Annotated in this window: 18 protein-coding genes and 2 riboswitches; of the genes, 2 read left to right on the top strand and 16 right to left on the bottom strand. The window is 67.1% G+C overall.

Translation table 11 applies throughout. From position 1 onward, the window contains the following. Nucleotides 1–7 precede the first annotated feature (7 nt). Nucleotides 8–2,365 carry a TonB-dependent receptor gene (locus tag AC0L23_RS24410; protein ID WP_473357460.1) on the bottom strand — a complete coding sequence of 786 codons (2,358 nt, stop codon included), beginning with the start codon at nt 2,363–2,365 and terminating at the stop codon, nt 8–10. 117 nt (nt 2,366–2,482) lie between these two features. Continuing rightward, nucleotides 2,483–2,684, bottom strand: a riboswitch (cobalamin riboswitch). A 72-nt stretch (nt 2,685–2,756) separates the two neighbouring features. On the opposite strand from AC0L23_RS24410, the gene AC0L23_RS24405 reads away from it, so the two are divergent. Continuing rightward, entirely contained in the window at nt 2,757–3,329 is a 573-nt protein-coding gene (locus AC0L23_RS24405) for a histidine phosphatase family protein (protein ID WP_162496359.1), read from the top strand. Here AC0L23_RS24405 and cobT read toward each other — a convergent pair whose 3' ends face one another. The 8 genes from cobT to cbiE form a co-directional block, all read right to left on the bottom strand. Then, nucleotides 3,330–4,382, bottom strand: coding sequence for a nicotinate-nucleotide--dimethylbenzimidazole phosphoribosyltransferase (cobT, locus tag AC0L23_RS24400; protein ID WP_473357459.1), 1,053 nt, complete (start codon nt 4,380–4,382; stop codon nt 3,330–3,332). A 15-nt stretch (nt 4,383–4,397) separates the two neighbouring features. Beyond that, a complete protein-coding gene (gene cobF / locus AC0L23_RS24395; RefSeq protein ID WP_085395463.1) occupies nt 4,398–5,147 on the bottom strand; it encodes a precorrin-6A synthase (deacetylating) in 750 nt (249 codons plus the stop codon). A 45-nt stretch (nt 5,148–5,192) separates the two neighbouring features. Beyond that, on the bottom strand, nt 5,193–5,870 hold the full coding sequence (locus AC0L23_RS24390) for an energy-coupling factor ABC transporter permease (RefSeq protein WP_085395464.1): 678 nt from the start codon (nt 5,868–5,870) through the stop codon (nt 5,193–5,195). A gap of 37 nt (nt 5,871–5,907) precedes the next feature. Then, a riboswitch (cobalamin riboswitch) is annotated at nt 5,908–6,127 on the bottom strand. A 45-nt stretch (nt 6,128–6,172) separates the two neighbouring features. Then, nucleotides 6,173–6,904 (bottom strand): uroporphyrinogen-III C-methyltransferase, encoded by a 732-nt coding sequence (cobA, locus tag AC0L23_RS24385; protein WP_018458670.1) that lies wholly within the window; start codon nt 6,902–6,904, stop codon nt 6,173–6,175. After that, the gene (locus AC0L23_RS24380) at nt 6,901–8,211 is read right to left on the bottom strand and encodes a cobyrinate a,c-diamide synthase (protein WP_018458669.1); all 1,311 of its coding nucleotides are present in this window, start codon (nt 8,209–8,211) and stop codon (nt 6,901–6,903) included. Before AC0L23_RS24380 ends, cobA begins: the two co-directional genes overlap by 4 nt. Beyond that, nucleotides 8,211–8,993: a precorrin-4 C(11)-methyltransferase gene (gene cobM, locus AC0L23_RS24375; RefSeq protein WP_018458668.1), complete on the bottom strand. Its 783-nt coding sequence runs from the start codon at nt 8,991–8,993 to the stop codon at nt 8,211–8,213. The genes AC0L23_RS24380 and cobM overlap by 1 nt, the downstream gene beginning before the upstream one ends. Continuing rightward, nucleotides 8,990–9,358: a cobalamin biosynthesis protein gene (locus tag AC0L23_RS24370; RefSeq protein ID WP_162496360.1), complete on the bottom strand. Its 369-nt coding sequence runs from the start codon at nt 9,356–9,358 to the stop codon at nt 8,990–8,992. Before AC0L23_RS24370 ends, cobM begins: the two co-directional genes overlap by 4 nt. Continuing rightward, nucleotides 9,355–10,536 (bottom strand): precorrin-6y C5,15-methyltransferase (decarboxylating) subunit CbiE, encoded by a 1,182-nt coding sequence (cbiE, locus tag AC0L23_RS24365; protein ID WP_473357458.1) that lies wholly within the window; start codon nt 10,534–10,536, stop codon nt 9,355–9,357. The genes AC0L23_RS24370 and cbiE overlap by 4 nt, the downstream gene beginning before the upstream one ends. Between cbiE and AC0L23_RS24360 the strand changes: the two genes are divergently transcribed. Continuing rightward, nucleotides 10,535–11,281, top strand: coding sequence for a cobalt-precorrin-6A reductase (locus AC0L23_RS24360; RefSeq protein ID WP_473357457.1), 747 nt, complete (start codon nt 10,535–10,537; stop codon nt 11,279–11,281). The genes cbiE and AC0L23_RS24360 overlap by 2 nt on opposite strands. Here the strand turns inward: AC0L23_RS24360 and cobJ are convergent. Genes cobJ through AC0L23_RS24325 form a run of 7 tightly spaced genes read right to left on the bottom strand, consistent with a single transcriptional unit; the run spans nt 11,257 to nt 19,188 of the window. After that, on the bottom strand, nt 11,257–11,991 hold the full coding sequence (cobJ, locus tag AC0L23_RS24355; RefSeq protein WP_018458664.1) for a precorrin-3B C(17)-methyltransferase: 735 nt from the start codon (nt 11,989–11,991) through the stop codon (nt 11,257–11,259). The genes AC0L23_RS24360 and cobJ overlap by 25 nt on opposite strands. Beyond that, on the bottom strand, nt 11,988–12,719 hold the full coding sequence (locus AC0L23_RS24350; RefSeq protein WP_026233633.1) for a precorrin-2 C(20)-methyltransferase: 732 nt from the start codon (nt 12,717–12,719) through the stop codon (nt 11,988–11,990). Before AC0L23_RS24350 ends, cobJ begins: the two co-directional genes overlap by 4 nt. Nucleotides 12,720–12,721: 2 nt before the next feature. After that, nucleotides 12,722–13,351, bottom strand: a complete 630-nt coding sequence (locus AC0L23_RS24345) for a precorrin-8X methylmutase (protein WP_018458662.1) — start codon at nt 13,349–13,351, stop codon at nt 12,722–12,724. Continuing rightward, nucleotides 13,351–14,514 (bottom strand): precorrin-3B synthase, encoded by a 1,164-nt coding sequence (cobG, locus tag AC0L23_RS24340; RefSeq protein ID WP_377827567.1) that lies wholly within the window; start codon nt 14,512–14,514, stop codon nt 13,351–13,353. The genes AC0L23_RS24345 and cobG overlap by 1 nt, the downstream gene beginning before the upstream one ends. After that, complete coding sequence (cobN, locus tag AC0L23_RS24335) at nt 14,511–17,759, bottom strand: cobaltochelatase subunit CobN (RefSeq protein ID WP_473357456.1); 3,249 nt, start codon at nt 17,757–17,759, stop codon at nt 14,511–14,513. The genes cobG and cobN overlap by 4 nt, the downstream gene beginning before the upstream one ends. Beyond that, the gene (cobW, locus tag AC0L23_RS24330; protein ID WP_085352367.1) at nt 17,759–18,808 is read right to left on the bottom strand and encodes a cobalamin biosynthesis protein CobW; all 1,050 of its coding nucleotides are present in this window, start codon (nt 18,806–18,808) and stop codon (nt 17,759–17,761) included. The genes cobN and cobW overlap by 1 nt, the downstream gene beginning before the upstream one ends. Beyond that, nucleotides 18,805–19,188: a DUF1636 family protein gene (locus AC0L23_RS24325; protein WP_018458658.1), complete on the bottom strand. Its 384-nt coding sequence runs from the start codon at nt 19,186–19,188 to the stop codon at nt 18,805–18,807. Before AC0L23_RS24325 ends, cobW begins: the two co-directional genes overlap by 4 nt. Between the last annotated feature and the right edge of the window lie 45 nt (nt 19,189–19,233).

Genomic DNA, 19,233 nt, shown 5'->3' with positions numbered 1-19,233 from the left:
CAGCATCCTACCATTTGAATGCGGCCGAGAGTTCATAGGTGCGCGGTGCACCCAAGAGGATCTGGTCGGGATAGAACGGATCACCCCAGATCGCATAGCGCTTGTCGGCGATGTTGCGCACCCGGAAAGTCAGGCGAGCCTGGTCGACCGCGTTGAACACCGTCTTCGGGATGTCGACGAAGGCATAGACGTCCGCGACAGTGTGGGCCTTCATCGTCACGACATTCGCATCGGTGTTGTAGCGGTCGCCGACGTGACGGCCGGTGACGCCGACTTCCACGGGCCACGGCGTGAAGAACCGATACGACGCTCCGGCATTCGCCACGACGCGCGGCACGTTCGGCGGCGTGTTGCCGGAGAACGAGCCGCCGACAAAATTAAAGTCGGCGTAGCGCGCATCGACATAGGCGATGTTGCCCCAGAGACGCAGGGGATCGATCGGACGCACGGACGCGGCAAGCTCGACGCCCTTCGATTCCTGCCGTCCGGCAAGGTTGAGCTGCATGCCGCCGGCCGCGGCATAGACGTTCTTGCGCAGGATGTCGTAGGCCGAGAACGACCACTCCGCCCGGTTGTCCCAGAACAGGTGCTTGACGCCGGTCTCGTAGGTGCGCGCGGTGGTCAGGTTCAGCGGATCGGTCGGATTGAGCAGGAAGATGTTGTTGGCCGAGATGTCGGCGCCGGTGGCGTATTGGCTGAAAAAGGTCAGGCCCGGTACGGCTTCCCAGGTGTAGCCGATACGGCCTGTGGTCGGGACCCAGGATTGCGAGAACGGGAAGTTCGCCTTCTCCAGACCGAACTTGTCGGTCGAATTGCGGTCGAGCCCGATATGCTCGACGCGCAGGCCGCCGACCAGCGCAAAGCTGCGCGTGAACTTCAGCCGGTCCTCGAATGACAGCGCCTCATTGTCGATGCGCGCGGTCTGCTGCTGAATGGTGAGCAGGCCGTAATAGCCGCGAGGCGGATCGACCAGCGGAACGGAATCGCCGGGGAAATTTGCGGCGCCCGGCCTCACGAAATCAAGGTAGCTTGAGGAAAGCGTCGTGACCAAACGGTTGTCAAAGCCGGCGATATTCGCATCCCAGATCAAATCGGTGACGTTGCCGACCAAGCGTTGGCTGTGCGCGACATAGAAGCGCTCACGATCGACCATGTTGGTCCCGGAATTGAACGCCTCGATCTCATTGTTGAACCATGTGCGCTCAGCTCCGTAAGCATAGGCTTGACTTTTCAGCGTCAGGTCGGGCGCCAGATTCAGCTCGAAACCGCCGCGCAGCCACACCTCCTTCGCCACGTTCTTGTTGTCGAGGACGTTGTAGTTGGTATTGAAGGTGCGGTCGTCGATCGTGACCGCACCGAGATCGGTTTTGTTGTAGTTCGAGACGTAATTGCCGGAAACGATCCCCGTCGTCGCATGCGAGCCGCTGAAGGCAATCGGCACCAGCGGCGCACCCCAATAGGCTTTCGAGCGATCTTCGCGATACTCGATCGCGCCCCAGACCTTGAGGCTGTCGGAGATGCGGTAGTTGAGCTGGCCGGAGACATCGACCGTCTTGGTGTTGGTGTCGTCGGCAAAGCCGTTGAGCGAGGAACGGCTGACGTCGAAGCGGTAGTCCAGCCCCTGCACATTGGTGCTGCCGCCCGAGCCGTAATGCGCCCGGAACGAGTTCAGCGAGTCCCAGGAGAAATCTGCCTCGTTCCGGATCGGACCGGTGTGCGGCTGCTTGGTGACGAAGTTGATCGTGCCGCCGGCGGCGCCCTCGCCCGACATCAGCGACGCCGGACCCTTCAGGAATTCGACTGCCTCCAGATTGGCCGTGTCCATGATCCGCGAGGTCATGTTCTGCGGACCGATCTTGATGCCGTTATAGAGCGTGTTGATCTGGCTGTTGGTGAAGCCGCGCATGGAGAAAGCCGAAGGCTCGGCCGGATTGTCGCCGGCTGTGACGCCCACCGCTCCCTGCGCAACGTCGGACACGGTGCGGTAGCCCTGCTCGCGCATGGTTGCGGCCGAGATCACCTCCACGGTCGCGGGCGTTTCTCGCACGGTCAGGCCGAGGCGCGAAGCGCTTTCGGCGACGGCATTGGTGTTGAGCGGCGTCTGTGCCGCCGTGGTCGGCGCGACGGGCTTGGGCACTGCGGATGCAGTCTCCGGCCGGCGCGCTGCTGCGCGGCGTGAGCGCTGCGCGTCCCGTCCGGCCGGCTTGGCCTGCCTGCGGGATTGTGGCGCCGACACCTCGACGGGCGGCAGTGGCTCGCGGGCCTGCTGCGCCAAGGCCGCTGGCATGTCGATGGCGACGAAAGATGTGAGAGCGGCGGATGCCAGTAGGAAACGGCGTGGTCGTACAATACGAAGGGAATACACGGTCTTGGACCTCGGAGTGACGTCAGTGGCACGTCACCGCGAACCAGGGTTCCATCGTCCGGCTTGTCAGCCTTCCGGTGAAGCCGAATGTCTGTACTCCCCGACCGACATCTTCGCGTGTGACCACGGCTGACGGCAGGTCTCCTGGCTTGCGGGTCAGTACCTTGCATCGCCTTCCCGGGACCGAGATACCCAGTGGCTCGTGACGCAAGATTCGCCGCTTACAGTTGCGGGGGCAGCCACGGCATTGGGGACAACGTCCCCGCACCGCATTCCCTTTTCATCCCCTCTCGGGGAAACCGTCGCGAGCATCTAGGATTACGATCCAGACAGAGTCAATGTGCCAGTTGCGGCGCTATTGCCACAACGACCAGTTTCCTTGGAGAAAAGCATGGAAGGCGAGACCTTCCTCTGGCTGATACGGCACGCGCCTGTCGATGGCGTTTCGGGGATCATCCATGCAGCCGACGCGCCGGCCGATCTCGGTGCTCGCGCGCAGCTGGAGGCGCTGCGCCAGCGCTTGCCGCGGGACGCCGCGAGCTATGCGAGCCCGTCGCGGCGCACCGTCGAAACGGCCCGCGCGCTGGGACTCGAGCCGCTGCAGCTGGACGAATTCAGCGAGCAAGACTTTGGCGACTGGACCGGCCGTCGGCATGACGAACTCGCCGCGACCGGTGGCGAGGCCTATGCACGGTTCTGGAGCGATCCGGCGCGCGGACGGCCGCCCGGCGGCGAAAGCTTTGAGGAACAGGTCGCGCGGGTCCGCCTGGGTTTGTCGAAGATCGGCACCGGGGCCGCAACGCTCGTCGTGCATTCCGGCACGATCCGGGCGGCGCTGTGCATCGCGCTCGACCTGACGCCACAAGCGGCCCTGCGCTTCATGATCGATCCGCTGTCGCTGACCAGGATTGACCGGCTCGCGACCGGCTGGCGCGTCGTCTCCGTCAATCAGCGGACGATTTGATCAGGCCGGACGATCAGGCACATTGGCCTGCGCAAAGGTCGCCATGCCGTTGTGGAGCGCGCAGGCCGACCGCACCAGCGGCAGCGCGATGGCCGCGCCCGATCCTTCGCCGAGCCTGAGATCCAGGCTGATCAGCGGCTGCACGTTCAGCGCGCGCAGCACCAGCCGATGCCCCTGCTCCGCCGACTGGTGCGAGGCCAGCAGGAACAGCTGGCACGAAGGGTTGAGCCGCACCGCCGCCAGCGCCGCGACCGACACGATGAAGCCGTCGATCAACACGGGGATGCGGTGCTGTGCAGCCGCGATAACGGCACCGCAGATGGCGGCGATCTCGAGACCGCCGACGGCGCACAGGATCTTTTCGGGCGCAGCGCCCGCAACGTCATGGCGTGCGATTGCAGCGTCGATCACCCGCGCCTTGTGCACACGGCCGGCCGCGTCGATGCCGGTACCGCTGCCCGCGATCTCCGCGGCGCTCACGCCGAGCAAGCCGGCCGCGATCGCCGCCGATGTCGTGGTGTTGCCGATGCCCATCTCGCCGAAGATCAGAAGATCGGGCTGCCCGGCCTGTGCGCGCGTCACCGCACGTCGGCCGGCTTCGAACGCAAATGCCAGCTCCGTGGGGGTGAGCGCAGCTTCGACGCTGAAATCGCGCGTACCGCTGCGCGGCTTGTCGGTCACGATTCCAGCCATCTCCTCCTGCGCCAGCGTGCCGGCGTCGACGACCTCCAGGCTGGAGCCCAGCTCACGCGCCAGCACCGAGATTGCGGCACCGCCGGAGGCGAAGTTCGCCAGCATCGCGATCGTCACTTCCTGCGGATAGGCCGAGACGCCCTGCGCGACGATGCCGTGATCGCCGGCGAAGATGATGATCGGCACCCGCGCCGCGCGCGGCTGCTCGGTTGCTTGCAGGCCCGCAAGCTCGATCGCGAGCTGCTCGAGCAGGCCGAGCGCGCCGGTCGGTTTCGTCAGTTGCGCCTGCCGCGCCACCGCCGCCTCGCGGTGGACTGCGGAGATGTCGGGGCATTGTTGGGTGACCCATTCGGGGAGCATGCTGCCTCGCTTGCCTCACAGCCTGCGCTTGAGGATGTAACTGTCCATGATCCAGCCGTGCCGTTCGCGCGCCTCTTGCCGCACGGCGACGATGCGCGGGCCGATCTCGGCCAGCGCGCCGGACATGACGATCTGATCGGGCATGCCGAGATAGGCCCCCCACCAGATGTGCAGGCCCGCCGGATCAAGCGACTCGAATGCCGTGCCGCCGTCGAGCATCACCACCACGGTATCGACACCTTGCGGCCAGCCGCCATCGCGCAAGCGGCGTCCGGTCGAAACTAGAAAGGGCTCGCCGATGTCGTTGAGCGGCAACGCATGCGCCGCACACAGCGCCTGGATCGAGGTGATGCCGGGCACGACCTCGATCTTTGGCGAGGGATTGAGCCGCCGCGCAATGCGCAGCGAGGAATCATAAAGCGAGGGATCGCCCCAGATCAGCAGCGCGACCTTGCCCTCTCCTTCGAGATGATCCCCGATCGTCTGCGACCAGACGGCGGCCACGGCATCATGCCAATCGTCCACGCCCTTGCGATAGTCCGCTTCAGCGGCGTCCCGCACGGGCAGATCGAACTCGGCAATGCGGGTCGTGTCGCTGGTGAGCACATCGGCGCAGATCGTCCGCCTGAGATCGGCGAGGTCGGACTTGGCCGTCCCCTTGCGGGGGATCAGGACGAGATCGGCCGCGTTGATGGCAGTAATCGCGGCACGCGTGAGCTGCTCGGGATCGCCGCAACCGATGCCTATCAGAGAGAGCGTGAGCATGGTGGCTGCGAAGGGCGGCCATCATGGCCGCCCGTTCGCTTGTCTCTAGGCCGCGTTGTGCAAACGCGGCGTGACGAGGCCGGGCGCGGTGACGCCGCGCAGCGACTTTGCCAGCGCCAGCACGCCGAGATCGGCGAGCGGCTCAATCACGATGACCAGCGCATAGGACGCCGCGAAGGTCGCGATGTTGGCGAGGTTGGTCGCGCCGAAGCCGGAGCCATAAATCGCCCAGAACGCCACCCAGGCGATGACGCCCGCCTGATAGGTCGTCGAAAGCGCCAGCGCCTGGCGGTACTTCAGATCGACATAGGCCGTGTTGCTCGAAATGATCCGCGTGGCGATCGCCTGGATTCCGAACAGCGGCACCAATAGCGTGGTGACGTTCATGCCATATTGGGGCAAGTCGGGCGGCTCGAAGAAGATGCCCTGGAACAGCAGGCCAAACGCGAGGCCGAAGGCCGCAGGCGCCGCGCCAAACAGCAGGAACAAGGTCGAGCCGAGGATGAAGTGCACTTCGGAGACGCCGACCGGGAAGTGCGGCAGGATCTCGAAGAAGATAAACACAAGTCCCGTGGTGGCGAGCGTCCGCGCCGCGAACGACGTGATGCCCTGCTCGCGCACGGTCTCAACCGCGAGCTTCAAGGCAACGCCGCCGACGGCAATGCCGGTTGCATAACTCAGCACGAGCTTGGCGTCCGAGACTAGTCCGGGTTCGATATGCATGGCTCAGATCCTTCTTGCCGTCACACCCGACGGCCTTGGCCTCAAAACATGCACGGCCGGTCTCCTGGCTCGCGGTTCACTGGGAGTCTCCGGCCTTCCCGGGCCTCGCGGCCCAGTGGCTGATCGAAGTCCCTCACCGCTTACAGTCGCGGGGGCGGCTGGGGTTTTGGGCGCCGCAACTGGGTCCGCCCATCCCCATTCCCGATTATGCTCCGGCGCTTTGCGCCGCGTCGAGCACCATGCGTCTCCTGTGTGCCTCTTTCGCCGGCCGGGCGTCAAGGGGCAACGGGCGGACGAGGCAGTCATGACGGATAATTCCCCGCCAGCGCGCCGAACAGGATGACGGCCGCCGTGGAGGCCGCTCCGCCCCGCGCAAGCTGCTCGGCAAGTTCCGAAATGGTGGTGCGGACCAGCCGCTCATCGGGACGGCCGAGCGATTCGGCAAACAACGCCGGCGTGGTTGGGGCGAGCCCGTGCTCGATCAATTTGACGACCAACGCCGGAAACGTCCGCCGGCCCATATAGACCACGGTTGTCGCCTCCGGATCGGCCAGCGCCGCCCAATTGAGATCTGGCGGCAGCTCGCCGGTGACGTCCGCCCCGGTCACGAACTGCACGCGGCGCGAGGTGTGACGCCGGGTCAGCGGAATGCCGGCTTGCGCGGCGGCGACACAGGCCGAGGTGACGCCGGGAATGATCTCGTAGCCGATGCCCGCTTCGCGCAGCGTCTCGAGCTCCTCCTCAAGCCGGCCAAAGATGCCGGCATCGCCCGACTTCAATCGCACCACGCGCGCGCCTGTCACGGCATAGTCGACCAGCAGGCGGTTGACATGGTGCTGCTTGGTCGAGGCCCGCCCTGCCCGCTTTCCCACCGCGACGAGATTGGCGCCGGGCCGGGCCAGATCGAGGATCGCGCCTGAAGCAAGATCGTCATAGAGCACAACGTCGGCCTCGCGCAGCCGCGCTGCACCCTTGAGCGTGAGCAGCTCGGGATCGCCGGGCCCGGCGGAGACAAAGGAGACAAAACCGCTCACCGGTCCTCCGCGATCAGATGGAAGAACGTGCCGGTGGCTTGTCCCCGCCGCGAGCCGGTCTCGGCAATGACCGCACCTGTCGCGTCGTGCACGACCGCCAGCGCCGTGTCGGGCTGCGCGACTATGGTCGAATAGTGGAATTCATGGCCACGCAGGCGTGCACCCGCCTGATGACCCGGCATCGGCGCGGCGAGCTCGGCCAGACGATAGCCCAGATGCATGCGGCGCTTGGCAAAGCTCGTCTCCAGGCCGAGCAGGCCCGTCATCTCGTGGCTGATGCCATCGGCGTCGGTCAAAGCGGTGCCCAGCACCATATAGCCCCCGCATTCGCCGTGCACCGGGCGCGTCTCGGCGAAGGCGCGCAATCCGCTGCGGAAGCGCGCATTGGCAGCGATCCTGCCGGCCTGCAGCTCGGGATAGCCGCCAGGCAGCCAGCACACATCGGCGACCGGATCAGGGGCTTCATCGGCGAGCGGCGAGAATGTCGAGATCTCCGCACCCGCCGCGCGCCACGCTTCCAGCATGTGCGGATAGACGAAGGAGAACGCGGCATCACGGGCAAGCGCAATGCGCTGGCCGGGCGGCGTCACGTTGACGCCGCTTGCGGCAGGTTGCGGCGACCAGGTGGCCGCCGAACGCAGCACCGCGTCGAGATCGACATGCTCGGCAACGAAGCGCGCGGCCTCGTCGATCAGCTTGCCGATTTCCGCCTGCTCCTCGGCCTGCACCAGTCCGAGATGCCGCTTCGGCAGGCTGATCTCGGCATGGCGCGGCAGCGCGCCGAATACGGCGATGCCGGCATCCAGCAGCGCGCGCCGCACGAGGGCTTCGTGGCGCGGGCTGGCAACGCGATTGAGCACGACGCCTGCAAGGCGCACACCGGGGCGGTAGTCGCGAAGGCCCGCCGCGATCGCGGCCGCCGTTTGTGCCTGTCCTGAGGGATCGATCACCAGCAGCACCGGCCAGTCCAGCATCTCCGCGATGTCGGCGGTCGCCCCGGTGCCGCAGACGCCACGCGCGGCGACGCCGTCGAACAGACCCATCGAGCCTTCGGCCAGCACGACATCGGCGTCAATGCCGCGACTGACGAGATGCGAGATTGTCCCGCGATCCATCGCCCAACTGTCGACATTAACCGAGGCGCGTCCCGTCGCGGCGGCATGAAACGCGGGATCGATGTAATCGGGGCCGCTCTTGAAGCACTGCACCCGCAATCCGCTGTTGCGCCAGGCGCGAGCAAGCGCCAGCGTCAGTGTGGTCTTGCCGACGCCGGAGGCCGGCGCGGAGATAACGAGCCCTGCCGCCATCACGACACCTCCGGAAAGCGCGGCTCGGCGCCGACCGGCCGATAGCGGCGGTCATAGTCGGCAGCATAGAGACGGCTCTCGGAAAAATCCGCCGAGCCCAGCGTCTTGCCGACCAGGATCAACGCGGTGCGCTCCATCTCGCCCCCGACCGCAGCGTCGAGTGTTGCGAGCGTGGCGCGGATGATGCGCTGCTCGGGCCAGCTCGCACGCCAGACGATCGCGACCGGGCAATCCGCGCCATAATGCGGCGTCAGCTCAGCGACGACCTTGTCGAGCAGATGAATCGACAGATGGATGGCGAGCACCGCGCCGGTGGCGGCGAAGGCGGCAAGCTTCTCGCCTTCGGGCATCGCGCTGGCGCGGCCCGGCGTGCGCGTCAGCACCACGGTCTGGGCAAGGCCGGGCAGCGTCAGCTCGGCCTCCAGCGCAGCCGCGGCGGCCGAGAAAGAGGGAACGCCGGGCGTGACCGTGTAGGGAATGTCGAGCGTGCGCAGGCGGCGGAGCTGTTCGCCCATCGCCGACCAGATCGAGAGATCACCGGAATGCAGCCGCGCAACGTCCTTGCCATCGGCATGGGCGGCGGCGATCTCCGCGACGATCTCATCGAGCGACAGCGGCGCGGTGTTGACGATCCGCGCCCCGGGCGGGCAATGCGCCAAGACGCCCTCGGGCACAAGTGAGCCAGCATAGAGGCAGACCGGACAGGCGGCGATGAGATCGCGGCCGCGCAACGTCAGCAAGTCAGGAGCGCCTGGCCCTGCCCCGATGAAATGCACCGTCATGCGCCGTCTCCTTCCGCGATCGCCGCGGTCGCGGTGCGATCCTGCGAGACCACCCGCGTCGCAATCAATCGCGCGCGAGGTCCGGCCGCTGCGAGCGCCGCCGCCTCGGCAACCGATCCCGTCCCGAACTTTTCCACGACGAGCTTTGACTGCGTCGGCGTGTCGATGCCAACAAGCACTTCGGCGGCAACCGCCTTGATCGGCAAGCCGCATTCGCGCGCGAGCTGCTTCAACACCTCCTCGTCGGCCTTATCGCTGACCGTCGCCACTGCTGCGAGGCCTTCGGGACCACCGGCCGCCAGAAGCGCCTCACGCAGCGAGGCCAGCGTGACGTCCCGCTTGAATCCGAGCCCGGCGACCTTCATCGGACCGCGCTCCATTGCACCACGGGCCGCACGGCCTCCCAGGACCGGTAGCGGCCGAGCGAAGCGGCATGCGCAATCTCGACCCGCATCAATTCGCCGCCGTGGCGCTGGTGCAGCTCACCGAGCAACGCTTCCGTCTCCAACGTTACTGAATGCGCGACCAGCCGCGTACCGGGCGAGAGCCGCGGCCAGATGGCGTCGAACATCGCGATGTCGAGACCGCCGCCGATGAACACGGCGTCAGGCCCGTCCAGCGTAGCAAGGGTTTCAGGCGCTTTTCCCGCGATGACTGTGATCCGATGTGCCAACCCGAACGCCGTCGCATTGCTGCGAATGTTCGCTGCGCGATCCTCGCGCGCCTCGACGGCGATCGCGGTGCCCCCGCACAGCGTCCACTCGACCGAGATCGAGCCCGAGCCCGCACCGATGTCCCATAGCCGTTCACCGGGACGCGGCGCCAGCGCCGAAAGCGCGAGCGCACGGACCGGACGCTTGGTGATCTGGCCGTCATGGACGAAGAGTTCGTCCGATAGTCCCGAGCTGTGGGGGATGCCCTGCGCGCCCGCCGCCTCAACGGCTACCGCGACCAGATTTCCGGCAAGATCGCCTGCGAAGCTGTCGGCGCGATGCGCGTTGATCCTTTCGCGCGGCCCGCCAAGCGCAGCGAGTGTCCAGAATGCCGAGGCACCCCATCCGCGCGCCGTCAGCCATTTCGCGAGATCGCCTGCCGCCTTTGCGTCGCGCACGAGACAAATGATGCGTGCCCCTCGCGCCAGGTGTGGCACGAGACGCTCGAATGGCGCGGCGTGGAGACCGAGACAGGCAACGGATTCCAGACGCCAGCCAAGCCGCGCAGCAACGAGCGAGAATGTCGAGGGAGCCGCATACGCGATCCATTCGTCGCCATGGAGCTTCTCGGCGAGGCTCGCGCCGGCCCCGTGCCAGAACGGATCGCCGGAGGCGAGCACCGCCGTCGGGCGACCACGGCAGCTCAACACGATTTCTGCATCGAACGGCACCGGCCATGGACGGCCGCGCCCGGTTATGCCGGCGAGTGCAAGATGCCGTTCACCGCCAAAGACAGTTTCGGCATCATCGAGCGCCTTTCGGCTTGCCTGGGACAGCCCGGCAAGGCCATCTTCGCCGATACCGATGATGGTCAGCCAGGGATCAGCCATGACGCGCGCCCTCATTCTGGGCGGAACGGCCGACGCGAGCCTGCTCGCGGCGGAGATCGCGCGCGCCGGCGTCGATGCCGTGTATTCCTATGGCGGCCGCACCCGTGCGCCCGCCGGTCAGCCGTTGCCGACGCGGATCGGCGGTTTTGGCGGCGCAAGCGGACTTGTCGATTACATTGGTCGGGAACACATCACGCATGTAATCGACGCGACGCATCCCTTTGCCGCCGAGATGAGCCGCAATGCGGTCGCGGCATGTGCGGAAACCGGCACGCCGCTGATCGCTCTCGAGCGAGCGCCCTGGACCAAAGCGCCCGGCGACAACTGGATCGAAATACCTGATGTCGACGCCGCGGTCGCCGCACTGCCTGAAATGCCGGCAAATGTGTTCCTCGCCATCGGCCGCCAGCACATCGCGCCGTTCGCGACCAAGCCGCAGCACGCCTACACGCTGAGATTCGTCGATCCGCCCGATGCGCCGCTGCCCTTCGCCGCGGACGTCATCGTGTCGCGTGGGCCGTTTACGCTTGAGGGCGAACTGGAGATGCTGCGCGCGCGAGGCATCACCCGGATCGTCGCCCGCAATTCCGGCGGCGACGGCGCGCGCGCCAAGATCGACGCCGCCCGCAGGCTCGGCCTGCCCGTGATCATGATCTCGCGGCCGCAACTGCCGGAACGCTTGCGGGTCGAGAGCGTGGCCGAGATCATGCAGTGGCTCGGTCATCGGGCCTGCCTCGGCGCATAGACCCAGCGGCCGACGCGGCGTGTCTGCGAGTTGCCGACGATCACCAGCGTGCGCATGTCGGCCATCTCGGGCCGGGCTTCGTTCAGCCTGACGGTCTCGATCTTTTCGTCGGCGGCGCTGATCGCGCGCGCGAAAATCACAAGACGGTCGCCACAGCCGGCCTCGTTCAGCACCGCGAGCGCACGGCCAAATCCTTCCGGCCGGCTCGCCGAGCGCGGATTGTACATCGCGATGGCAAAATCGGCTTCCGCGGCGAGCCGCAGGCGCTTCTCGATCACCGCCCACGGCTTGAGATTATCGGAGAGATTGATCGCGCAGAAATCATGGCCGAGCGGTGCGCCGGCGCGCGCGGCAGCCGCCAGCATCGCAGTGACGCCGGGCAGCACGCGGATCGGCAGCTCCTGCCATTGCGGCGCCTGTTCGAGCGCCTCGAACACGGCGGACGCCATCGCGAAGACGCCGGGGTCGCCGGAGGACACGATGACGACTTGGCCGCCTTCGGCCGCGAGCCGCAGCGCCTCGCTCGCGCGCTGCAGCTCTTCGCGATTGTCGGAAGGATGCAAAGTGAGCCCTGCCCGCGCTGGCACGCGCGCGACATAGGGCGCGTAGCCCAGAATGTCGGTCGCGGCGGCAAGCGCGGCGGAGACCTCGGGCGTCACCAGCGCAGCGCTGCCCGGGCCGAGGCCAGCGATGGTCAGCGTGCCCGTCATTCGGCGGCGTCCGGATGCCGGCCCTTGCCGTGCACGAGCACGATCGCAAAATAGGGGCAGTCGGCGGCGTCGATCTCCGCAAGCCGCACCACGCGCTCGCCCGGCATGGTGCCGCGCTCGACCAGCCACGCATCGTCCAGCCGTCCGGCGGCAGCGAGCGCGCGGCGCACTTTCGCGAGATTGCGCCCAGTCTTCATGATCACGAGCGCATCGGAATCGCGCATGCGGCGTTCGAGCTCGTCCTCGGCGAGCGTGCCCATGAGCACCGTCGTCACGTCGTCGCCGAGCGCAATCGGCTGTCCCACGCCATTCCAGCAGCCGACCATGCCGGGAATGCCGGCGATCACCTCGATCTCGACGCGGCCCTGCAGGCGCATGTGCAGATGCATGAAGGAGCCGTAGAAGTAAGGATCGCCCTCGCAGAGCACGACGACGTCGACCGCGCGCGCCAGCCGCGCCAGTCGCTCCGCCCATTCGTCGTAGAAGCCGGCAAGCAACTGGACATATTCAGGCGTGTCGAAGGCGATCTCGGTCGTAACAGGATATTCCATCGGATATTCGGTGACGTCGGCAGCCAGCATGCCCTCGACGATGCGGCGCGCCTGGCCGGGCCGGCCCTTTTTGCGGAAATAGGCGACATGCCTCGCGCCGCGCACCGTGCGATCGGCGCGCACGCTCATCATATCAGGGTCACCGGGGCCGAGACCGCAGCAGATGATGCGTCCCATCGCTATTCGCTCCGGCTCGCCAGCGCGTTCACGGCGGCGACCGTGATCGCGGAACCGCCAAGGCGGCCCTCGACCGTCAGCGCCGGCACCGGGGAAACGGCCATCAGCGCAGCCTTGGATTCGGCCGCGCCGACGAAGCCGACCGGACAGCCGATGATTGCCGCGGGCCGTGGGCAGTCCCGGTCCTCCAGCATGTTGAGGAGATGGAACAGCGCGGTCGGCGCATTGCCGATCGCCACGATCGCGCCGTCGAGATGCGGCCGCCACAGCTCCAGGGCCGCGGCCGAACGGGTGTTGCGCATGGACTGCGCGAGCGCGGGAACGGTCTCGTCGCCCAGCGTGCAGATGACGGCGTTGGCGGCGGGAAGCCGCGCCCGCGTAATTCCTTCAGAGACCATGCGCGCGTCGCACAGGATCGGTGCGCCCTTCTGCAAGGCCGCGCGTGCGGCGACCGCCATGCCTGATGTGAAGCGGATATGCGCTTCGAGGCCCACCATGCCGGCGGCATGGATCATCCGCACCACCACCTGCTCCTCGTCCGGCGTGAAGCGCGCAAGATCGGCTTCGGCCCGGATGGTGGCAAAGGACTGCCGGTAGATCGCAGCGCCGTCGGTCTCGTACGTGTGCGGCATCAGTGCCCTCCCATCAGGATGGAGGGATCTTTGACGATGTCGTCGCGATTCAGCCCGCGCAGGATGGGCTCATCGCGCGTCGACCCGGCGCGCACGAGATCGAAGCCTGCGCCGGTCGCGACCAGAGTGATGGCGGCGGGACCAGAATGGGCGCAGCCCTTGGCACAGCCGGAGACGTGTAGCCGTGCGGCCGCGCCGATGTTCGGCGCCAGGGCCGCGGCAAGGCCACGGGTATCGGCATGCGCCTCGCGACAGCGTGGCGCACCGCTACAGGCGATGACGCGCAGCGCAGGGTCGTAGGCCTCGGTGATCAGGCCGGTCGCGTTCGGCATCACGCGCTTGCCTTCGCTCAAAACCATTCGCCACGGCGTCATGCGCAGCGCATGTCCGCAACCGGCGAACTGGTTGAGCGTTGCATGCGCCATCTGTCCGAAGGCGACCCCGACCATCGCACCTTGCGCATAGAGGCCGGGACGCGCCGCGGCCATGATCGGCGCCGGCTCGGCCTCGCCGCGCAATTCCGCCGGCAGGATTGCACCGGCCGCAAGATGCGCCGCCATCCGCCCTCGCCCGCCTCTCGCGCCGCCTGAGGTCACGAACCAGCCGGCGAATGCGAGCGCGGTGCTCACGGCCTCGCCACGGGCGACGGAGCGGCCGAGTTTGTCGCCATCAGCCCGCACCAGCAGTCCGCCGGAACGATCGCGCTCGATCCGCACGTCCGCGGAAGCGCCCGCCAGCACGCGTGAGGTGCCGTCATCGATGGCGAAGCCGAACTTGGTTGGAAGTTCGAGCCGGCTGTCGGCAAGCGCCTCCTCGAGTTCGGCGGCGAGCGATTGGGTCGCGTCGCCGCTACGCCAGAACGGCGTCACGAGGATGTTGCGACGGGATTCGGTCTCCGCATCCGGGTCGAGCAGCGCCAGTTGGGAGAGGCCATCGAGCAGCAGCCTGTGGCTGGTCTCGTTGACGCCCCTGATCTGGAGATTGGCCCGGCTGGTCACGTCGATCAGGCCATTGCCATGGCGTTCGGCGAGATGAGCCAGTCCGGAGATCTGCGCCGCGTCGAGCCGTCCGCCGAACGGACGCACGCGAGCCACCAGCCCGTCGCCCGATTGCATCGGGCGCAGCGCGCCGGGACACCAGCCCTTGACCACGGAAGCACTCATGAGGCCTCCCGCAGCGCAGCCGCAATCGAGTTGCGGCGCGTTCGCCAGAGCGAGGCTTCATGCAGGCGCGTGAAACACGTTTCCATCGCGGCGAGTGCCGCCGGATTTTCGCGGGCCATGAAGGCGTGGACGTCGTCATGGCCGAGCGTCGCATCGTAGTAGAGGTCGAACAGATGCGGCGGCACGGCGCCGGCCAGATGCGCGAAGGCGGCCATGTGCTCGAGCGTCGCGGTGATCTCGGCCGCCCCGCGAAAACCGTGGCGCATCATGCCCGCGATCCAGGCCGGGTTGGCCGCGCGCGCGCGGACGACACGGGAGATTTCCTCGGTCAGCGTACGCGCATGCGGCTGCTCGGGGCGCGTCGCGTCGAGATGATAGAGCGATGGTCCTGCCGCGCCGAGATGTGCTGCGGCGGCCGCAATGCCGGCCTCATGCGCGGCATAGTCGGCCGCGAGCAGAAGATCGGTTTCCGGCAGATCCTGCACGTGAACAAAAGCATCGGCCGACAAGAGCCGCTTCTCGATGCCGGCGCGATCGGGCTTGACCTCGCCATCGGCCGAGAACGCCCATGACGATGCCGAGAGCCACGCTTCGCCGGCGGCTTCGCGCGTCTCGGGCGTGAAGGCGTCCGGGATTGCCGAGAGGCCCACGCCGTATTGCCCGGGACGCGGCGCGAACACGCGCGATGTGCGATGGCGATAGGGATTTTCGTCGCCCTCGTCCTCGCGGGCCGACAGCGCCTCGGCTGCCGCCTGGAACAATTGCGCAAGGCCTGAGAAGACGTCGCGAAACAGGCCCGAGACGCGCAGCGTGACGTCGATGCGGGGTCGGCCAAGCTCGGCGGGCGCGATGATGTCGTAGCCGGTCACACGGCCGGAAGCATGATCCCAGCGCGGTGCGAGGCCAGCCAGATGCAGCGCCATGGCAAACTCTTCGCCCGCGGTGCGCATCGTCGCCGAGCCCCAGAGATCGACGACAAGGCCCTTTGGCCAGTCGCCATGATCCTGCAAATGACGACGTAGCAGTTCTTCGGCGAGCTTGATGCCTTGCGCGTGCGCCGACGGCGTCGGCACCGCGCGCGGATCGACGGCGAAAAGGTTGCGTCCCGTGGGCAGCACGTCCTGGCGGCCGCGATAGGGCGAACCTGACGGCCCCGGCGCGACGCGGCGGCCTGCAAGCGCGGCCCGCAAAGCGTCGCGCTCTGCTTCACCGCAGGCGCCGCGGCCGAACACGTGCAGGCCGTCGCCGAACTGGCTTTCCTTGAGATCGCAGACGAAGCGGTCGATCCGCGGGATCGCTTCGGCCGGAGCGGCCGCTGCATCGAGGCCAAGATCGTCTTCGAGGCCAGCCGCTCGTGCCTCATCGCGGATCGCGGCGATCAGACGCTGGCGGCGGACGGGATCGAGACCATCGGCCGTCGAGTACTCGTCGAGGAGCTGTTCAAGCCTGCGCAATCCGTCCGGCACCGCTGATATTGCGAGCTGCGGCGGCAGATGGCCGATGGTGACGGCCCCCAGGCGCCGCTTGGCCTGCGCAGCCTCGCCGGGGTCGTTGACGATGAAGGGATAGATGACGGGCAAATCGCCGATCAGGGCTTCCGGCCAGCACGCCTGCGACAGCGCCACGGATTTTCCGGGCAGCCATTCCAGCGTGCCGTGCGCGCCCATGTGCACGACGGCATCACAGCCCTGCTCGCGGAGCCAGAGATAGAACGCGACATAGGCATGGCGCGGCGTGCGGGCGAGATCGTGATAGTCGGCATCGCGCGCGGTCGCATCGCCACGCTCCGGCTGAACCGCGATGATCGACCGGCCGCATTGAATCGCAGCGAAATGGAACGCGCCGTCGCGACAATCCGGATCGGTCTCCAGCGCGCCCCAGGCTTGCGCGAGATCATCCTGCAACACTTGCGGAAGGCGCGAGAGTGCAGCACGGTAATCGGCGACGCTCCAGCTCAAGGTCCGCTCGAGCAGCGTCTCGCCGAGGGCATGGACCGGATCGAGATCAAATCCGGCCTCCGCGAAGTCGGACACCAAAGCCTCGACCGACGCCAGCGCATCGAGACCCACCGCGTGCGCGATCTGATGCGGACGGCCCGGATAGTTGGAGAGCACGAGTGCCATCCGCTTGTCAGCGGCCGGCGTCTCCGCAAGGCGCCGCCAGGCCGCAACGCGCGCGGCGACGGCCTTCACGCGCTCCTCGTCAGGCCTGTGTGCCAGATGCGAAAATTGCAAATCGGGATCCCGCATCGCGGCAGACTTGAAGCTCACCACGCCCGCGAACAGGCGGCCGTCGACCTCGGGCAGCACCACATGCATCGCGAGGTCGCCGGGCGACAGGCCGCGGAGCGAGCTCGCCCAGTCCTCGCGGCGGGCCGTGGAGAGCGCGACCTGGAACACGGGGCAGGATGCGGCGTCGAACGGCGTCGTGCCGTCGTCGCCCATCGCCGAGAACGCGGTCGCATTGACGATCGCGGCCGGAGGATTTTGCGCGAGATATCCGCGCAACCAATCTGCAACGCCTGGAGCCTTCAGCGAGGTAACGAAGACACCAAACGCGTCGAACCCCTTCTCGCGCAATGCGGCGATCAGGGCATCGACCGGGCCGGTGTCGGCAGCGGTGAGATAGGAGCGATAGAAGGCCACGAGCGCGCGCGGCCTGCCCTCACCCGACGCCGGCGCGGCAATGACGCCGCGCGCGGGATCGTAAAAGCCCATCTCGGGCACGGTCATGTCGCCGATAACAGGTCCCGCATAGAGGCCCGAAGCCAGCGCAAGCTGCGCGATCGCGGCTTGCGATGGGACGGGGCCGCCGGTGTCGCAGAGCACCTTGAGCCGCCGCAACGTCGAGACCGGCAGGGTCGAATACGCGTCCAGCCGCGTATCGTCGCGGCCGTCGGCCGGCAGCACGGCCAGCACGATGCCGCGCTCCTTCGCCAGCTGCTGCAGGGCCGCGAGCCCATACGGCCAATAGGATTCCCCGCCGATCAAACGCACGAGAATGCCGCGCGCGTGCGCAAGCGTGCGTTCGACATAGGTGTCGACCGAGAGCGGATGACGAAGTTCTGCGAGATTGACGAGCCGCAGCGACGGCAGGCTGTCGCGGCCACGGCGCCAGCCGGCCGCGAACGCGGCAAGATCGGAATCCGAATACGAGAGCACCACGAGATCGGCCGGGTCCTGGCCAATGTCCCTTGGTATCGCGGTCTCCTCGAGACCGCGGCTCTCGCGGAAGACGACGTGCATCAGATACCGGATCCTGAAAGACCGAGTCCCGCCTTGATCGCGGCCTCGTCGATATCGCCGTGCTCGCCGATCACGACCAGCTTTGACTGCCTCGCACCCGCGCCCCAGGGCTGGTCGAACTGGTGGCGCACGCGCTCGCCCACCGCTTGCAGCAAGAGGCGCATCGGCTTGCCTTGCACCGCGATGTAACCCTTGACGCGCAGCACATTCTGCTCGCGCGCCAGACGCTGAACGGATGCAACCAGCGCTTCGATATCGGTGACCTCAGGAAGATCGATCACGACGGACGCAAAATCGTCGTGCTCGTGATCCTCTTCGCCGTCGTGATGCGAGGGACGCGCGGCGAGATCGTTCTCGGCGGCAGCACCGAGGCCGAGGATGAGGCGCGCGTCGATCGCGCCGTCGGTGATCGCCAGCATCGGCACGCGGCGCGACATCTCGGCGGTGATCGCCGCCTTGGCTGCTTCGAGGCCTGCCGCGCCCGCAAGATCGGCCTTGGTCAGCAGCACGATGTCGGCGCAGGCGATCTGGTCCTCAAACACTTCCGACAGTGGCGTCTCATGGTCGAGATTGCCGTCCGCCGCGCGCTGCGCTTCGACGGCGTCAGGGTCGGGCGCAAAACGGCCCGCGGCGACAGCTTCGGCGTCGGCCAGCGCGATCACGCCGTCGACCGTGATGCGCGAACGGATCTCCGGCCAATCGAACGCCTTGAGCAACGGCTTGGGCAGCGCCAGGCCCGAGGTCTCGATCAGGATGTGATCGGGCTTGACGGCCCGCGACAGCAGCTTCTCCATGGTCGGAATAAAATCGTCGGCGACGGTGCAGCAGATGCAGCCATTGGCGAGCTCGATGATGTTCTCTTCCGGGCAATTCGCATCGGCGCAGGATTTCAGAATCTCGCCATCGACGCCCTCGCTGCCGAACTCGTTGACGAGCACCGCGAGCTTCTTGCCGTTGGCATTGGCAAGCAGATGCTGGATCAGCGTGGTCTTGCCGGAGCCGAGAAAGCCCGTGACGACCGTGACCGGGACTTTTGCGAGCGAATTCATTCGGCGGCCTCCGGCACGACGGCCAAGGGGGAAATGGGGGGAATGCGGGCAAGCGATTGCTTGCGGAATATCTCCGGGCGGCTGCGCCAGGGCACGAGGCCGTCGGGCGCGGCCGCATAGGCCGCGGCGCCCGCGACCACATCGCTCGCATTCGCATCCGACAGACGGCCATAGACATAGGACCAGCGGCCGGGCGCGCTGAGCGCGACGGAGCAACCCTGGTTGCATGCAGACAGGCATTCGACGGGAACCACGCTGACGCCGTCGGGCACGCCGGCCTCGAGGATCGCGCCATGCAGGCGCTTGCCGGGCGTCGTCTCGCCTTCGCCAAGTGTCTCGCCGGCGCGGCAGGTAATGCAGACATGAAGTGTGACGGTCATCGCTTCTTCCAGAATAAACAGCGGGAAGCGATGAGGCCCACGAAC

The sequence above is a fragment of the Bradyrhizobium sp. MI1.4 genome, from assembly GCF_055811315.1.
The sequence above is the reverse complement of the archived record's forward strand: the minus strand, read 5'-3'. Positions and strand labels throughout refer to the sequence as shown.

Coding starts and splice junctions, on each gene's coding strand:
- AC0L23_RS24405 (WP_162496359.1), top strand. CDS start 2,757: ATGGAAGGCGAGACCTTCCTCTGGCTGATACGGCACGCGCCTGTCGAT.
- cobT (WP_473357459.1), bottom strand. CDS start 4,382: ATGCTCCCCGAATGGGTCACCCAACAATGCCCCGACATCTCCGCAGTC.
- cobF (WP_085395463.1), bottom strand. CDS start 5,147: ATGCTCACGCTCTCTCTGATAGGCATCGGTTGCGGCGATCCCGAGCAG.
- AC0L23_RS24390 (WP_085395464.1), bottom strand. CDS start 5,870: ATGCATATCGAACCCGGACTAGTCTCGGACGCCAAGCTCGTGCTGAGT.
- AC0L23_RS24380 (WP_018458669.1), bottom strand. CDS start 8,211: ATGGCGGCAGGGCTCGTTATCTCCGCGCCGGCCTCCGGCGTCGGCAAG.
- cobM (WP_018458668.1), bottom strand. CDS start 8,993: ATGACGGTGCATTTCATCGGGGCAGGGCCAGGCGCTCCTGACTTGCTG.
- AC0L23_RS24370 (WP_162496360.1), bottom strand. CDS start 9,358: ATGAAGGTCGCCGGGCTCGGATTCAAGCGGGACGTCACGCTGGCCTCG.
- AC0L23_RS24360 (WP_473357457.1), top strand. CDS start 10,535: ATGACGCGCGCCCTCATTCTGGGCGGAACGGCCGACGCGAGCCTGCTC.
- cbiE (WP_473357458.1), bottom strand. CDS start 10,536: ATGGCTGATCCCTGGCTGACCATCATCGGTATCGGCGAAGATGGCCTT.
- cobJ (WP_018458664.1), bottom strand. CDS start 11,991: ATGACGGGCACGCTGACCATCGCTGGCCTCGGCCCGGGCAGCGCTGCG.
- AC0L23_RS24350 (WP_026233633.1), bottom strand. CDS start 12,719: ATGGGACGCATCATCTGCTGCGGTCTCGGCCCCGGTGACCCTGATATG.
- AC0L23_RS24345 (WP_018458662.1), bottom strand. CDS start 13,351: ATGCCGCACACGTACGAGACCGACGGCGCTGCGATCTACCGGCAGTCC.
- cobG (WP_377827567.1), bottom strand. CDS start 14,514: ATGAGTGCTTCCGTGGTCAAGGGCTGGTGTCCCGGCGCGCTGCGCCCG.
- cobN (WP_473357456.1), bottom strand. CDS start 17,759: ATGCACGTCGTCTTCCGCGAGAGCCGCGGTCTCGAGGAGACCGCGATA.
- cobW (WP_085352367.1), bottom strand. CDS start 18,808: ATGAATTCGCTCGCAAAAGTCCCGGTCACGGTCGTCACGGGCTTTCTC.
- AC0L23_RS24325 (WP_018458658.1), bottom strand. CDS start 19,188: ATGACCGTCACACTTCATGTCTGCATTACCTGCCGCGCCGGCGAGACA.